The following is a 14,739-nucleotide window of genomic DNA, read 5'->3' as shown; positions in this document are numbered from 1 at the left end:
CCACAGGGAGTACCTGTACACTCCCGTGATATGTGATCAACCACAAAAAAAGCGAAGGGCCAGCAATGCCCTGCCGACCCTTCGCTTTCTGTTCAAATCCATTGATTCCGTTTAGTCTTCAGTCGTTCCCTGTCACATCCTGTGACTCCATCTTCCGAACGATTGCCAATGCAATCGCGCCAACTTCCCTGTCAGGCCGAAACGCCTCAGGCTTCATGGGGACAGCGCATCAAGCCCTGCCCCATGTCCTGCGAGAGACGCTCCAAACCTTTAATCAGCTATCTGCTCAGGTGAATGATCAGAACATCACCCGCATACCAACCCGAGCCGTATCAAACTCAGGTCCGTCGTTGGTTACCTGACCGTTGAAGTCGTCTTCATCGATATCGACGTTGTAACGGTCATACTCTGCATAAGCACTCAGCATTTCAGAGATACGGAAGTCGACACCCGCACCTACGAACGGGCTGACCTCGTCATAGGTTTCGTCTTCATCGAATGCATCAACATCGAGCGCTGAAGCGAATGCACCGGCTTTGGCATAAACGCCGAAGCTGTCAGTGATTGGCAGGCGGCCACGAACAGCAAGGCCGAGGCCCTTGAGATCACCATTCACCTCGTCATCTTCACCGAACTCACCAAAATCGAGGTAGTCCGCTTCCAGTGCGAAATATTCGTTGAACTGATACCCCACTTGTCCGCCAAACAGGTCGTTCTTGTCGTCAAACTCACCACCATGGGATTTGTAGCCACCGTAGCTACCGCCCACATAGAAACCCGAATCATTTTCGTACTTGTCAGCCCAAACACTCGGCGCTGCGAATACAGTTGCTGTGAGCAAGGTTGCGGTTGCCAGTCTAGTTTTATGGCTCATAACGATCGGTTCCTTTTATCCAGTATCAATTCAGCTATCAGGCTCAGAGACTTCATAGAGCACCGGGTCGTCTTACGGGAGACCAACGAAAGTTGGAGGGCCCGAATCAGATGACTAAAGCGTACCTAATGTTCTGAATGAAAGGGATTAAATGAGGAATACTATTTCTTAATCGAATGGTTAGGTATGCCTTGCCCTTTCGGGCCAGGTTAGCCGTCACAACCGGTCAGCAGAGGGCTGAAGGAACAACCAATACATTGCAGGAAATTAAAACATGTCGCTTTAGTTGTCATTAACAACAAACTGCACACAGCTCAACAAGTTCAGCACGTTCAACTGCTGATGGGCGAGATACTAAAGGCAAGCACTGATTCATTTTGCTCAAGGGTTTGCGCAAGACGTGAAGCACTGTGCTGGTCAGTTGAACACAACACCATCTTGTGCCTGCGCATACGTGATTTTTCAGCGTAGAGGCGGTAACTGAAGTTGGCGATACTGAACCCGTGACTTTCAATAAAGGCCCGAAGCGCCCCCTCATCCATATCTTTCGTCGGGCTGAACTGGATATCGCAGTGGTAAAAAACCTGAGCAGGCACACGACTTTCAATCCACCGGAAGAGCGACAGAATGGAGAATGTAATCACCACCGACACCACCAGAGGGAAGTAGAAACCGATGCCAGCGAGGATGCCAATAGCAGCGGTGATCCAGATAGACGCGGCGGTTGTCAGGCCCCGCACCGAGAGACCTTCCTTGACGATGACGCCAGCGCCAAGAAAACCGATACCCGTCATGATGCCCTGCGCCATGCGAGTCGGGTCCAGCCTCACCATCGCCTGGGGCACGGTGACCCAATGGGATTCGTATACGGTTACCAGCATCAGCAAACTGGACGCGACACACACCAGTGCATGAGTTCGAAAACCTGCCGGCCGACCGTGATAGGAGCGCTCGTATCCCACCACAGCACCAGCTATGAGTGCGACCAGAAGCCGCAATAGCATTTCCAGCTGGTCACCTGTCAGCATCGGTGTTATTCCTCCGGATCAAGGCGTCATGACCCACGCCAACCGCATGGTGCATTCAGGGCAATCGCAACATCCGCACAAGATTGTCCCTCAGTGCTTCGGCCGCTTCACGCCCTGCGACGCTCTCTGCAATGCGTACCTGCTTACCGCCGGTTTTCACTTCAAGATGTACGTACTCGGTCATCTTGTGGCCTTGCGTCATCTTGCCGCCACTCTCAAGCACCAATTGGTCTGCCCTCTCGAGCTGCCCGGATCTTCGCCAAAGACCCAGCCCGCACCAATAACGGGTAACGTTGATCCGCTGACTCGTAACGCGAGCGTCCAGAGCCCTGCCAGCAACGAACACACCACCAATAAACATGGGGAAACCAAAGAGCCCGAAAACAAAAGACATCACGTATAACATGAAGCCTTCGGTTGCTGCAGCAATCCAGAGTCCGATAGATGCTCCGCCGAAGACGAGACCAAACAACGCCAGACCAAAGGTCATACCGGCGTTGCGGCCGATACGACTGTAGATCCGCATGCCATCACCCATCGGTTCGACATCGATTTGCTCTGCTGCAGAGCTAGCTGCCTGCACGCGGGCCATGCGCTCATATCGCTCAAGATGCGCTTCCGGTAGCGCGATATCCGATTTCAGGCTGCCCGTTACCGCTGGTAGCTCATAGGTGCGCTCCAGTTTTACCGGAGTCGATGGGCCCTCCAGAACCAGACGCCAGAGCACCTGATTACTGCCCTCATCGTCGGTTGCCGGCAAGTCTGCTGATGGCTCAAAACGAAATTGAAGGTGTGCGCCTTCGCCCTTCGGCACCAGATAAGGCGTCTGATGCGCCTGCCAAACAATGCTTTCACTGCGGCTGCTGTTTTTGCCTTTGCTGATACGCACCCGCACACATTGCAGCGTAAATTTCCAGGCCGCATCACCGGTGTCAGCCGTCAGCTTTTTGAGTGTCACTACACCGGCAACATCACCACCAATCTGCCCCGGAAACGGCTCCAGCTTCAGCGGGAGGGGGCCGTAATAACGCCAGTTTCGGCGCATAACCCAACCCATCCGTCCCATCACCACACCCACCACGGGAAATAGCAGTACCACCAGAATCAACCAGTTTTCTTTGCCGATTTCCTTCGGCACTGCCATGACACCGGGAAGGCTGATGGCAATAAACATGAACGACATAAACCAGAGGATCCAATGGCCATGGCGCTCCGATGAGTAGATCACGTCCTGGTTGTTGATCTTTTCCCTGTTACGCAACCGGAACAGAAATATGACACCTGCGCCGGCGCCAGCGAATGTGATCCCGAATAATGTCATGAATGCTATCTTCTTCCAGCGCAGCTCCCGCACCAGATAGCTTTCGGAAGGCGCCTGCGGATCAACCCACACGTGCAGATCCTGCTGGCTAGCCGCTTGTCGCATCCGCCACACCAGGTTTTGCTGGTAATCGCTAAGGTTGTCGCTGCCCCAGTCATAGCCCACACGATCGCCAATATATTGCTGGCCGTTATAGTCATAACGATAGCGCGCTTCCACCGAATAAGTGGGCGAGTTTTCGCCTTGGTGACGACGCAGATCAATCATCTCCAGCGTCGCTGGCACCTGCTGCCAGTTCGATGTCATCAAATGCCGATAAACTGATTCCAACGGGCCAAACACGACGACACCAAGCCCCACCAACAGAAAGATGCCACCGAAAAGAGTGACCCATAAGCGGCCCTTTTTGCTTTCAGTTCCCGAAGTTCCGGGACCTGTGACGGTTACGGCCACAACCTGTTTCTCCGATTGCCGGCCTGGAGGTTCACACCTTTCATGCTTTTTCCTTTGCTGTCGGGTCAGTGTCGCGCGTGACCCACCGGTAACGGCGCTCCGGACGACCTACCGCACCGTAATTCACCTCGGCAGAAAGTTCGCCGGCGCTCACCAGATGCTCCAGATAACGACGCGCCGTTGTGCGCGACGCTCCGATCTCCGCGCCGGCGGCTTCAGCACTCCAGCCGTCGCAACCATCATTGTGGCGCAGGACGTCACGAATTTTATCCAGCGTCAGCGCATCAATGCCCTTGGGCAAGCGCGGCGAGGCGTCCTGGGTCGGTTCGGGTTGAGTGCGAGGCAGTAGTGCATCGACTTCTTTCTGGGCCACATTGTCCAGTCGCTCCAAAGCACTCAGATGCGTGCGATAACGCTGAAGTGCTTCCTGCAGACGCTCAAACACCAGCGGCTTGAGAATATAGTCAAAAACGCCCCCTCTCAGGGCGCTGCGCAGGGTATCCACTTCTTTGGCAGCAGTGATCAGGATAACGTCGGTCGCACTATCGCCGGCGCGTAATTCGCGCAACAGGTCAAGCCCGCTACCATCGGGAAAGTAGACATCCAGCAACACCAGGTCTGGCTTGAGTACGTCAATCTGGTCACGGGCATCAGCCAGTGAGTGAGCAATACCGCAGAGTTCGACATAATCAACGCGCTCGACAAAGCGACGCTGGATCTCGGCAATCTGGCGGTCATCTTCGACGATCAGCAGACGGATGGACTTCAATTGCAGGTCTCCGGTTATCCGGTTGTTTTTGTTTGTTATCTGTTGGGTTGCGACAACTTTGATAACGATAACTTGGGTAAATACAGTGTAAACCGGCTTCCGGCTGGCTGCAGGTTTTCTATCGTAACGGAGCCGCCCCAACGCTCAACAAACTGGCGCACCAGATAAAGCCCGATTCCGTGATCGCCATCAGGTTTATTGGTCACGCCACGCTCGAAGATCCGCTCCTGTTGGGCGGGCTCAACTCCCGGCCCCTGATCCTCTATTTCAAAGATCAGGTCATTGCCCAGATCAGTCATACTCAGGTGCACGATACCGCCCTCGCCGCACTGAAAACGCGTGGCCTCCAGGGCATTATCAATAACGTTGCCCAAGGCGCTCACCAGTTGATCCCTCGGTAACTCTGGCGGCACATCGGCCATTTGGCTACCGGGGTCGATCACCAGCTTCAGCCCCATCTCCCGGGCGCGGTTGTATTTACCCAGCAGACAACCCGCCAACACCGGGTCCGGAACTGAATCCAGTAACAGATGAATGAGCGCCTGGTGATCACTGACCTCACTGCCAATCAGCGCCAGCGCTTCGTCATTGGCGCCAATCTGGATCAAACCTGCGATGGTATGCAGCTTGTTGGAGTATTCGTGGGTCTGGCTGCGCAGGGTATCGGCATACTGCTGGATACGGGTCAGTTGCCGACTTACCTGATCCAGCTCGTCGCGCAGACGGAAACTGGCGACAACACCGATGATCTCACTTCCCTGCTTCACAGGTAGCCGGTTCACGATCATCTGGCGGCCCTGTAACCATATTTCCTTGTCAAAATCAGGCTCGCCACTCTCCAGCACCGACATCAGATCATTTTCTGGCAACACGGATGAAATCGGCTGCCCCGCCAGACGGGTGGCAGGTTCAAGCCCAAGGGTTTCGATAGCGGTGCGGTTGAAGGTGGTGATGACGCCATCGCGATTGATCGCGATTATGCCTTCCCGGACAGATTGCAGCGTGGCGTCACGCTCCTGGAATAGCGCGGCGATTTCCTCCGGCTCCAGTCCGAAAATAGCCTGTTTGAAGCGTCCTGCGATGACAATGGCCGCAATAACGCTACCCAGCAGCATCAGCCCCATGACCGAATAGAGCACCATATTGTAGCGCTGGATAGTGGTAAAGACCTGGTCCAGCGAATAGCCCACCGACACAATGCCTATAATCTCGCCATCGCTGATATCAACGATAGGCGCCTTGCCCCGCATTGAGAGGCCCATACTGCCCAACGCCTTGGCAACGTAACCTTGCCCGTCCCGAAGCGCCAGCAAGCCGTCATCACCGTCGTCGTCAGCCATGCTTTTTCCCAGGCGCCGAGGGTCGGGATGCGCCAGACGAATCGCCTGGTGATCCCCGATCACGATAAACAGCGCTTCGTTGGTGGCCGCTACCCTTTTGCTTAGCACCATCAGAGCCTCGGTGTCCCGCGACCTGACGCCATCGATCACCGACGGCATTGCCGCAACGGTTTTGGCAACCATTAGCGCGCGTTGGCCAATCTGATCGTAGAGCGATTCGCTCAGGTAATAACCGGCAAATGCGCCAATCAACCCCGTCTGCAAGGCGCTGACCAGCCCCAGCACGATGATCATGCGGGTTTTGAGTTTCAGTTTTCGGTAGGAAAAAGCCATGCGAAATACAGTGTTAAGTCTTTGTACTCAGGTTAATGTAGCGCGCACTCCTTTGCCCGTGAACTTTATGCACAAAATGCCCTTTAAGTTCTTTAAAGGCATTACGCCCAAAAACTTCAGGTCAACCGCGTCGCTCCCTAGTCTGGTTGTTACGCCGTCCGAGGGTACACCTGCCCTCTCCAAATTAAACGGCCACAAAAACAAACCAGAGGTGACAACGATGCTTATTAAACGATGCCTGTCTTTCGTGGCAACCGCCGCATTCAGCCTGTCAGCAATGGCATGGCAACCCACCGGAAAAGTCGAATGTATTGCGCCTTCCGATCCTGGCGGTGGATGGGATTTCACCTGCCGCAGTGCCGGCAACGTCCTGAAAGACCTTGATCTGGTGCCAGGCACTGTCCAGACCACCAACATGGCCGGCGCCGGTGGTGGGGTGGCTTTCGCACACACGATCAGCAAGCGCTCCGAAGATGACAAGCTGCTGGTTGCCGCCTCCACCGCCACCACAACGCGCCTTGCCCAGCAGCAGTTCCCGGGAATGGACGCCAGCATGGTGAAATGGGTCGGTGCACTCGGCGCTGATTATGGCGTCATCGCAGTTGGCAAGGATTCGCGCTTCAAGACACTCAAGCAGCTGATGGATGGCATGAAGGAAAACCCCCGTTCGGTTAAATTCGCCGGTGGTAGCGCCCGCGGTGGCTGGGATCACCTCAAGGTGCTGATTGCGGCAAAGGCCGCTGGTGTAGACAAGCTCCCGTCGGTCCCCTACCTGTCCTACAACAACGGTGGCGAAGCGCTGACTCAGGTCATCGGTGGTCAGGTCGATGCCTTCACGGGCGACATTTCAGAAGCGACGGGGTTTATGGATTCCGGCGATCTCCGCATACTCGCCGTGCTTTCTAACGAGCGCCTGCCAGGAAAATTCAGCGAGATTCCCACAGCGAAGGAACAGGGCATTGATGCCGTTGCGCCCAACTGGCGCGGTTTCTACATGCCTAAAGATACCTCCGACGAAGCGCAGGAATACTGGACTGATGCACTGGAGAAGGTCTACGCCAGTGATGAATGGAAAGCCGTCATGAAGAAAAACGGTCTGATTCCGTTCCAGCCCGAGTCCGGCACATTTGAAGAGTTCATCAATAAGCAGGTTGCCGATATTGAGCAGTTGTCCCGTGAAATAGGGCTGCTGAAATGACAGCCCGCGGTGACCGCATACTGGGTATCGGTCTGCTGGTTCTCTCTGTTGCCTACGGCTGGGTTGCCCAAGGGTGGCCCGAGCCGTTCGGCGGCGCCGAGACCGTCGGCCCGGAGACCTTCCCTACCCTGCTGGCAGTCGTGCTAGGGCTCTCCAGCGTCTACCTGATTCTCAAGCCTGATCCTGACACGAAATGGCCTATGGGGCGCACCGGGGCCGAAATTCTGCTGTCGATCGTTATCCTTGCACTCTATGCCTTTCTGCTGGAGCCGCTGGGGTTCGTCATCTCAACAACGCTGGCAGTAAGTGCTCTGTGCTGGCGCATGGGCGCACGTCCGGTCTCTGCTTTTCTGACCGGCCTGATCAGCGCCGTTGTTGTATTCGTTCTGTTCAACTACGCGCTTGAGCTGAGTCTGCCCGCCGGGCTGCTGGAGTTCGAATAATGGATACGCTTCAGTTCTTAATGGATGGCTTTGCCGTCGCGTTGACCCCGACTAATCTGCTGTTTGCACTGTTCGGCGCCTTTATTGGCACCTTGATCGGTGCATTACCAGGTCTGGGCCCCGCCAACGGTGTGGCGATTCTGATTCCGCTGGCATTCACACTGGGCCTGCCACCAGAAACCGCCATGATCCTGCTGACATCGGTCTATGCCGGTGCCATGTACGGTGGCCGCATATCGTCGATTCTGCTCAATATTCCCGGCGACGAGCCGGCGATGATGACCTGTCTCGATGGCTATCCGATGGCACAGAAAGGCAAGGCCACAGAAGCATTGGCCATGTCGGCAATCGCCTCGTTTGCAGGCAGCCTGATCGGCACTATCGGCCTTATTCTTCTTGCACCGGTGCTGGCGCGCTTCGCGCTGACCTTCGGCCCTGCCGAGTATTTCGCGCTATTTATGCTGGCCTTTGCAACGCTTGGCGGTATCACCGGCAAGAATCCAATGAAGACGGTTGTTGCTGCCACCATCGGCATCATGATCTCCACAGTGGGCATCGATATCGCCACCGGCACTCAGCGCTATACCTTTGGTGTGCTGAAGCTCTACGAGGGGATCGATTTCATTCTGGCGATAGTCGGTCTGTTCGCTATTTCAGAGTTGCTGTTCTTCATTGAGGAACGCGCCGGAGCCGGACGCAAGATGATCAAGGTGGGCAAGCTGATGCTGCGCCCCAAAGAGATTCTGGCGGCAGTTCCCACCATGTTCCGTGGCGGCATACTGGGCTTTATCGCCGGCGTTCTGCCTGGCGCAGGGGCTTCTCTGGGCAGTTTTATCAGCTACACCATGGAAAAGCAGTACCTGGGCAAGAAAGCGCACTTCGGCGATGGCGACCCCCGAGGCGTAGCAGCACCTGAAGCCGGCAACAACGGCGCTGCATCCGGCGCACTGGTACCAATGCTGACACTGGGTGTTCCCGGTAGCGGTACAACTGCCGTTCTGCTGGCGATGCTGATCTCCCTCAACATCACCCCCGGCCCCCTGATGTTCACCCAGAACGCGGACATTGTCTGGGGTGTGATCGCGGCACTGCTCATAGGCAACGTGCTGCTGTTGCTGCTGAACATCCCGCTGGTCGGCTTCTTCGTCAAACTGCTGTCAGTGCCGCCGATGTATCTGCTGCCTATTGTGACGATGGTCGCGTTCGTCGGCATCTACTCAATCAGTCACAGCGCCTTTGATCTCTATTTCATGATCGCCTTCGGCGTCGCCGGGTACGTTCTGCGGAAGCTGGAGATACCGATGGTGCCGATCATACTCGGTATGTTGCTGGGGCCCGAAATGGAGAAAAACCTGGGGCACGCGCTGGTTATATCCGACGGCGAATGGAGCATCCTCTGGGCCAGCCCGCTTGCACTGGGGCTATGGATTGTCGCCGGTCTGGGCCTGATCCTGCCCTACATCATCGGCCCGATCCTGCGGCGCCGCATGAACAACGCCATGAAGGAATCACCCACATCTGACTAATCCCGATGATCTGCAGCGGGCTTATTTTGGGGTATCGGGCTTTGCCTGATACCCCTTTTTTTAAATCACAAGTCTTCGAAAACCATGACGTGGCAGCATTTCCTGAGTTAGGCTGACAAGACTACGAAGTTTTCGTTTTACACAAAGCGCGAACAGGGAGGCACCATGTACCTGTCAGTCCAGCTTAGTTATTACCCCCTCACAGATGACTACAAACCACCCATCAAGGCGCTGATTGAGCGGCTCGAAAAAAGTGGTCTGGAAGTGCACTCTAACCGGATGAGTACCCAGGTTTTCGGTGAGTACGATAGCGTGATGACAGTATTTTCCGACACGCTCAGGTGGTCGTTTGAAACTTATGGCAAGGCGGTGTTCACTGCGAACTTTATTGAAGGTGATCGTCGGCCCCGTGATTGAGCTATCGGGTCAGGCACACTCAATGCCGTTGCTCTTCGCGAACCCATGAAAAAACCGGCGCGTGGCATCGTCTACCGGGAAGTAGCTCTCGACCAACAACTCCTGCGCGCCAACATCCAGCGCGGTCCCGAATCGGCTAAGCGTCGAGAACAGACTTAGCCGCTGACCGCCGATTGCCATGTCAAAGGTGATCATTGGCCCTTCGATTCCATCCTCATTCGGTTGCTGCCAGTTAGCAGGCGGATCCATTGCGAGCAACCGGGATAAGAGCCGTCGCATGCTCTCGTCCGGAAATGCGGTCAATTGCCGGCGCAATCGCCTCAACATCCAACTGGCGAGCATTTCCCAATTCGTCACCAATGGTCTGAATGCCTGCGGGTCGAATAACAACTCCAGCACATTCAGCCTGCCCTGGCGTTTTTGTTCAGGAACAATCGCATCCAGCAGTGCAGAATGAACACGGTTGCCCATCAGGATATTCCAGCTGCCATCCACTACCGTTGCGGGAAACGGCTCCTGATTACGCAGCATAACCATTAGCGCATCACGTATCGTTTTCATTTCAGGGCTTGAAAGGTCCGCGTCCGAATATGCAGGCGTAAAACCTCCGGCTGTCAGCAGCATGTTGGTTTCCCTGTGAGGCAGATCCAGCACGTCCGCCAGCCGCATCAACATATCCCGGCTGGGGCTCGCCCGCCCTGTTTCGACAAAGCTGACATGGCGGGTAGACACATTTGCCTGAAGCCCCAGATCAAGCTGCGACATGCGACGGGCTCTGCGGTATTCGGCTAGCAATTGGCCGGCTGACATCGTTGATCTCCTTTGCGCCTCTCACCTGGTTCCATCATTTTCCGGTAGCAGCTTCCAACGTGCCATTACCTCCGGGGTAATTGAGAGCATAACCTTACCGCGCGATTCTAGCCTTGAACTTACAATCAAAAGGAATCGATGCCATGCAAACGATCACACTTAAAACACTCAAAGCCACGCTCTACATCAACGCAATGTCATCAGCGGCGATCGGCCTGCTGCTTGCGGCAGCATCCGGCCCAATCGCATCGCTGATGGGCGGTTTCAATCCAGCCATCGCTTTCTGGGTCGGCGTCGCTCTTATACCATTTGCAGCAGGGGTCGCGTGGGTTGCCAGAGCCCTTCCGAGCGCCCGTTTCTGGGTAAAGGAAATTATGCTTGCAGATATCGCGTGGGTCGCAGCAACGCCCATTGTACTGGTCGTGTTTTCAAATCAGCTCAGCGTGCTGGGCCAGCTTCTGATCGCTGGCGTCGGATTGGTTGTCGCGGGCTTCGCCGCTATCGAATGGCTGGGGACGCGACAGAAAATGCAGACAGCGTGATTGGTTGGCCGACAAAAAAAGCCCGCGCTCAAAGAGTGCGGGCTTTTGGTTTTGCGATGTTCAGTGAATCCGTTACTGATCCACAATCATCACCGACTTCACGTTCACGAATTCCTTGATACCGAAGCCGCCGTGCTCACGGCCATAGCCACTGTCCTTAACACCACCAAACGGCAGTTGAGGTTGAGCCAAGCGGTAACCATTAATGTTGACCATCCCGGTATCGAACAGGTCGCGGGCAATGGTAATGGCCCGATCTTCGTCTTTCGAGAAGATACCACCGCCAAGACCGTAACGTGAGTCATTGGCGACCTCGATTGCCTCTGCCTCGTTTTTAACCCGGATCAACGACGCTACAGGGCCAAACAGCTCCTCATCGTATGCCGGCATGCCGGGCTTGAGATCTTCCAGCACTGTTGCCGGGTAATAGTACCCAGGACCATCCGGAACCTTGCCGCCGGTCAGGCACTTGGCGCCCTTTTCAATAGACTTGCTGACCAGGTCATGCAGCGTGTCCCTAAGATCACCCCGGGCAATGGGCCCAAGCGTGGTGTTCTGATCAGTTGGATCGCCATATTTAACCTGACTCATCTGCGCTACAAAGGAATCACGGAACTGCTCGTAAACCGAGTCCACGACAATAAAGCGTTTGGCCGCAACACAGGTTTCACCGTTGTTGTACATCCGGGCCTGAACACAGGTATTAACCGCTTTTTCGATGTCGGCGTCTTCCAGCACCAGATAGGCATCGTTGCTACCCAATTCCAGCACCGTTTTCTTGAGACATTCGCCAGCTTTCGCGGCTACAGTTGCGCCCGCTCGCGGGCTGCCTGTCAGCGTTACACCGCGGACGTGTTTGTGCTCAATCAACTCGTTTATCTGGTCGTGGTCTGCCAGCAACACAGTGAACACGTTCTCTGGCAAGCCTGCATCTCGATAGATTTTCTCGAGCGCAAGAGCTGAACCCCAGACGTTGGCGGCGTGCTTCAACAGCACCGTGTTACCCGCCATGATGTTCGCAATACTGTAGCGGACCACCTGATAAAGCGGGAAGTTCCAGGGTTGGATCCCCAGAATGACACCAATCGGCTGGTAGCTGACCAGTGCGCGACCACCGTCGAGAGGCCGCTCCTCATCGGCGAGCATTTCATCTGCATTGTCAGCGGTGTATTCGCAGATGGCGGCGCAAAGCTCTACTTCATCTCCGCCTTGGGAAATCGGCTTGCCCATTTCAGTGGTCATCAGACTGACCAGCGAGGACTTGTTCTCGCGGAGCTGTTTGGCGATGGCCCGCAGTATCTTGCCACGCTCATCCAGGTCGGTTTTCTTCCACTCCTGAAAGGCGTCATGGGTTGCCGCCAGCAATGAACGTACTTTGTCGTCGCTCATCATCTCGTAGGTCTGAATTACTTCACCCGTAGCCGGGTTAATCGTCTGGTGCTGTCCACTCATGTTAAACCTCCTCAGATTCACATTGGATATTCGGTGGTTTTACATCTGGTAGTGGGATCATTCTACGAGCAAATACAGAATTAGACCACTCGGTCTAATTTTTCGTAACCTGAGGCGACTAAACAAAACGTAATCATCTGAAGCCTGCACTGCTATGAGGCATTAACATGCACTTCCGGGCATTAACTATCAGACATGATCGATCTCACACAAAACGACCGGCAGTTTATTCAATTGGAATAGTTCGGATAGACACGCGAAGTCAGACGCCTTCTTGCTGCGAGGCCCAGCGTTACTTTTTGGCATTCGATTAATAACCGGATTTAGATTGCATCGCCCATAGATGGGCAGCGACCAGCGCCCGCCAGGGAGAGAACTCCTCAAGCCAACGACGTGTTTCATCCTCCGTCAGCTTTTCGGACTTCCCCAGCAGTGTTTGCAGGTTGCGACGCACGGCCACATCACCATGCAAGGAACCGTCGAGCCAACCAAACCCTCTTAGAAGCGCGTAACTGACGGTCCAGGGCCCGATACCGCGAATAGCCAGCAATTCGTTGCGAATGTCATCAACCGGCAGCGTGTCATCTGCCCAGGACTCGAGCGGGAGCGGTGCCTCTATCACCCGTTCACTCAGAGCGATCAAGGTAGCGGCTTTGGTTGTCGACAAGCCTGCACTACGCAAATCATCCATTCGCTGCGATATCAGCTGCTCGGCTTCCGGGTGGCACCACAGGCCACCAGAATGCTGTTGACCGGCCATCTGAATCAGACGGCGGCGAATAGATACCGCCGCGCTGACACTTATCTGCTGACCGATAACGGCCCAAACAATCGCTTCAAAAGGTGTGATCGCCTGCGGCACACGCAACCCGCTATTGCGCCCCACCACGGCGCCCAACTGCGAATGCCCGGCATACGACTGCTCGAACACATCGATCGGCTGATTCAGCCCCAGCATTCGCTTGAGTCTGCGCAGCAACAGCGCCGAGTCACCAGAGGCAAACACGCCGTCAGAGGTAACCTGCGCGGTCGCGCAACTCTCTTCGAAGCGGATGCTCAGGCAGGCAGGGGACCCGTTCCATATCACACCCTTTTGCATCTGCGCCTGCTCGACCCTTTCCGAGACTTCCTGCTGATCACGACGATGAAAATTCAAAACATCGTTCGCGCGAAAGCCGGCAGGCAGATCAACGCGGCATTGCAGTAACGTTTCCGGCATACCGGTTTCCCTCTTCGATCTCTTGAATTGGCATGACTGCCTGGTGAATGAGGATGGCAAACTCGAACCCAACTGAGCATCGCCCCCTCAAGCGTCGGGAAGTGACAATAAAACGGGGATGGTCTGCATCAGAAATTCGCGAAACCACCGATGGGCTTTATCCTTCTCCAGTGCAATCGGCCAGAACAGATAGATCGGCACATTGGGTGTCGCAACCGGGAAAGAAAAAACCTGCAGATCCAGGTTAGCGGCCATTCTCTCGGCCATCCGCGCAGGGACAGTTGCAATCAGATCAGAACTGCTGGCGACCGACAGCAGGTTGCTGAAGTGCATGACCTGCGCTCCAATCTTACGCTGCCAGCCAGGGTGGCCAAGAATCTGATCCAGAGGCAATGTGTGGCGTTCACGCTCTGGCAGCACGACATGCTCGGCCTCAAGAAACTGCGCCATGGTCAGCTCGCCTGAAATCACCGGATGCCCTTTTCTCGCCACCACTGAAATCTGCTCGTAGCCGATCACAATGCCATTGAGCCGCTCGCTCTCGGGCATCATTGAATCCATGCCGAAGTCCAGCTCGGCGCTGATGAGCTGTCGGTGCCAATTCCCTTGCTGGGGCACTATTTTGATCCCGATTGAACGACTCTGCTGCCGCAAAAAGGCCATCAGCGAGCCCAGCATCAGTGTCTCGAAATAATCGACAGCACATATCTGAAAGACGCGATTGGCCGTACCAGGGTCAAACTGCCGGCCTGGATCCAGTGCATCAGCAATGATGTTCAGCCCGCCGGCAATCTGGTCGCAAAGCTCCCGCGCGCGGGGCGTGGGCACGAGCCCTGTCCGGGAGCGTGTGAACAGCGGATCGCCCGCAGTCACGCGCAGCCTTTGCAGTGCAGCGCTCACAGCAGGCTGGCTCATGCCCAGACGATCTGCAGCCCGCGACAATTGCCCTTCTTCGACGACGGCGACAAACACGGGTAACAGGTTGAGGTCGATAGATCTTAAATTCAGCTTCAT

14 protein-coding genes are annotated in these 14,739 nt (G+C 55.3%); 5 read left to right on the top strand and 9 right to left on the bottom strand.

The annotated features are described in order from the left end of the window. Nucleotides 1-298: 298 nt before the first annotated feature. The 5 genes from ACUN9X_RS15765 to ACUN9X_RS15745 all read right to left on the bottom strand — a co-directional run bounded on the left by ACUN9X_RS15765 (nucleotide 299) and on the right by ACUN9X_RS15745 (nucleotide 6,118). Nucleotides 299-874 (bottom strand): porin family protein, encoded by a 576-nt coding sequence (locus ACUN9X_RS15765; RefSeq protein WP_260034653.1) that lies wholly within the window; start codon nucleotides 872-874, stop codon nucleotides 299-301. Nucleotides 875-1,206: 332 nt separating this feature from the next. Further along, nucleotides 1,207-1,902 (bottom strand): MgtC/SapB family protein, encoded by a 696-nt coding sequence (locus ACUN9X_RS15760; RefSeq protein ID WP_260034652.1) that lies wholly within the window; start codon nucleotides 1,900-1,902, stop codon nucleotides 1,207-1,209. Nucleotides 1,903-1,957: 55 nt separating this feature from the next. Continuing rightward, nucleotides 1,958-3,676, bottom strand: coding sequence for a DUF3592 domain-containing protein (locus tag ACUN9X_RS15755; RefSeq protein ID WP_445473706.1), 1,719 nt, complete (start codon nucleotides 3,674-3,676; stop codon nucleotides 1,958-1,960). 40 nt (nucleotides 3,677-3,716) lie between these two features. Continuing rightward, nucleotides 3,717-4,445 carry a response regulator gene (locus tag ACUN9X_RS15750; protein WP_445473705.1) on the bottom strand — a complete coding sequence of 243 codons (729 nt, stop codon included), beginning with the start codon at nucleotides 4,443-4,445 and terminating at the stop codon, nucleotides 3,717-3,719. 35 nt (nucleotides 4,446-4,480) lie between these two features. Then, nucleotides 4,481-6,118 carry an ATP-binding protein gene (locus ACUN9X_RS15745; protein WP_445473704.1) on the bottom strand — a complete coding sequence of 546 codons (1,638 nt, stop codon included), beginning with the start codon at nucleotides 6,116-6,118 and terminating at the stop codon, nucleotides 4,481-4,483. A 220-nt stretch (nucleotides 6,119-6,338) separates the two neighbouring features. On the opposite strand from ACUN9X_RS15745, the gene ACUN9X_RS15740 reads away from it, so the two are divergent. The 4 genes from ACUN9X_RS15740 (at nucleotide 6,339) to ACUN9X_RS15725 (ending at nucleotide 9,702) form a co-directional block, all read left to right on the top strand. Further along, nucleotides 6,339-7,316 carry a Bug family tripartite tricarboxylate transporter substrate binding protein gene (locus ACUN9X_RS15740; RefSeq protein WP_445473703.1) on the top strand — a complete coding sequence of 326 codons (978 nt, stop codon included), beginning with the start codon at nucleotides 6,339-6,341 and terminating at the stop codon, nucleotides 7,314-7,316. Further along, nucleotides 7,313-7,759: a tripartite tricarboxylate transporter TctB family protein gene (locus ACUN9X_RS15735; protein WP_445473702.1), complete on the top strand. Its 447-nt coding sequence runs from the start codon at nucleotides 7,313-7,315 to the stop codon at nucleotides 7,757-7,759. Before ACUN9X_RS15740 ends, ACUN9X_RS15735 begins: the two co-directional genes overlap by 4 nt. Beyond that, nucleotides 7,759-9,285 carry a tripartite tricarboxylate transporter permease gene (locus tag ACUN9X_RS15730; RefSeq protein ID WP_445473701.1) on the top strand — a complete coding sequence of 509 codons (1,527 nt, stop codon included), beginning with the start codon at nucleotides 7,759-7,761 and terminating at the stop codon, nucleotides 9,283-9,285. The genes ACUN9X_RS15735 and ACUN9X_RS15730 overlap by 1 nt, the downstream gene beginning before the upstream one ends. A gap of 165 nt (nucleotides 9,286-9,450) precedes the next feature. Then, nucleotides 9,451-9,702 carry a YkoF family thiamine/hydroxymethylpyrimidine-binding protein gene (locus ACUN9X_RS15725; protein ID WP_445473700.1) on the top strand — a complete coding sequence of 84 codons (252 nt, stop codon included), beginning with the start codon at nucleotides 9,451-9,453 and terminating at the stop codon, nucleotides 9,700-9,702. A 9-nt stretch (nucleotides 9,703-9,711) separates the two neighbouring features. Here the strand turns inward: ACUN9X_RS15725 and ACUN9X_RS15720 are convergent, their stop codons facing one another. Further along, nucleotides 9,712-10,512 (bottom strand): helix-turn-helix domain-containing protein, encoded by an 801-nt coding sequence (locus ACUN9X_RS15720; RefSeq protein ID WP_445473699.1) that lies wholly within the window; start codon nucleotides 10,510-10,512, stop codon nucleotides 9,712-9,714. Nucleotides 10,513-10,655: 143 nt separating this feature from the next. Between ACUN9X_RS15720 and ACUN9X_RS15715 the strand changes: the two genes are divergently transcribed. Beyond that, on the top strand, nucleotides 10,656-11,054 hold the full coding sequence (locus ACUN9X_RS15715; RefSeq protein ID WP_445473698.1) for a hypothetical protein: 399 nt from the start codon (nucleotides 10,656-10,658) through the stop codon (nucleotides 11,052-11,054). A 72-nt stretch (nucleotides 11,055-11,126) separates the two neighbouring features. On the opposite strand, the gene ACUN9X_RS15710 is transcribed toward ACUN9X_RS15715, so the two are convergent. From ACUN9X_RS15710 to ACUN9X_RS15700, 3 genes are all read right to left on the bottom strand, one after another. Then, nucleotides 11,127-12,506 carry an NAD-dependent succinate-semialdehyde dehydrogenase gene (locus ACUN9X_RS15710; RefSeq protein WP_445473697.1) on the bottom strand — a complete coding sequence of 460 codons (1,380 nt, stop codon included), beginning with the start codon at nucleotides 12,504-12,506 and terminating at the stop codon, nucleotides 11,127-11,129. 310 nt (nucleotides 12,507-12,816) lie between these two features. Then, nucleotides 12,817-13,725: a DNA-3-methyladenine glycosylase family protein gene (locus tag ACUN9X_RS15705; protein ID WP_445473696.1), complete on the bottom strand. Its 909-nt coding sequence runs from the start codon at nucleotides 13,723-13,725 to the stop codon at nucleotides 12,817-12,819. 87 nt (nucleotides 13,726-13,812) lie between these two features. Continuing rightward, a complete protein-coding gene (locus ACUN9X_RS15700) occupies nucleotides 13,813-14,739 on the bottom strand; it encodes a LysR substrate-binding domain-containing protein (protein ID WP_445473695.1) in 927 nt (308 codons plus the stop codon).

This window comes from Marinobacter sp. V032 (assembly GCF_052645435.1).
Note: the sequence above shows the minus strand (reverse complement) of the source record. Positions and strands in the feature narration are given on the sequence as shown.

Excerpts from the sequence above, each read along its gene's own strand:
- ACUN9X_RS15765 (WP_260034653.1), bottom strand. The coding sequence starts at position 874 with ATGAGCCATAAAACTAGACTGGCAACCGCAACCTTGCTCACAGCAACT.
- ACUN9X_RS15760 (WP_260034652.1), bottom strand. The coding sequence starts at position 1,902 with ATGCTGACAGGTGACCAGCTGGAAATGCTATTGCGGCTTCTGGTCGCA.
- ACUN9X_RS15745 (WP_445473704.1), bottom strand. The coding sequence starts at position 6,118 with ATGGCTTTTTCCTACCGAAAACTGAAACTCAAAACCCGCATGATCATC.
- ACUN9X_RS15740 (WP_445473703.1), top strand. The coding sequence starts at position 6,339 with ATGCTTATTAAACGATGCCTGTCTTTCGTGGCAACCGCCGCATTCAGC.
- ACUN9X_RS15735 (WP_445473702.1), top strand. The coding sequence starts at position 7,313 with ATGACAGCCCGCGGTGACCGCATACTGGGTATCGGTCTGCTGGTTCTC.
- ACUN9X_RS15730 (WP_445473701.1), top strand. The coding sequence starts at position 7,759 with ATGGATACGCTTCAGTTCTTAATGGATGGCTTTGCCGTCGCGTTGACC.
- ACUN9X_RS15725 (WP_445473700.1), top strand. The coding sequence starts at position 9,451 with ATGTACCTGTCAGTCCAGCTTAGTTATTACCCCCTCACAGATGACTAC.
- ACUN9X_RS15720 (WP_445473699.1), bottom strand. The coding sequence starts at position 10,512 with ATGTCAGCCGGCCAATTGCTAGCCGAATACCGCAGAGCCCGTCGCATG.
- ACUN9X_RS15715 (WP_445473698.1), top strand. The coding sequence starts at position 10,656 with ATGCAAACGATCACACTTAAAACACTCAAAGCCACGCTCTACATCAAC.
- ACUN9X_RS15710 (WP_445473697.1), bottom strand. The coding sequence starts at position 12,506 with ATGAGTGGACAGCACCAGACGATTAACCCGGCTACGGGTGAAGTAATT.
- ACUN9X_RS15705 (WP_445473696.1), bottom strand. The coding sequence starts at position 13,725 with ATGCCGGAAACGTTACTGCAATGCCGCGTTGATCTGCCTGCCGGCTTT.
- ACUN9X_RS15700 (WP_445473695.1), bottom strand. The coding sequence starts at position 14,739 with ATGAAGCTGAATTTAAGATCTATCGACCTCAACCTGTTACCCGTGTTT.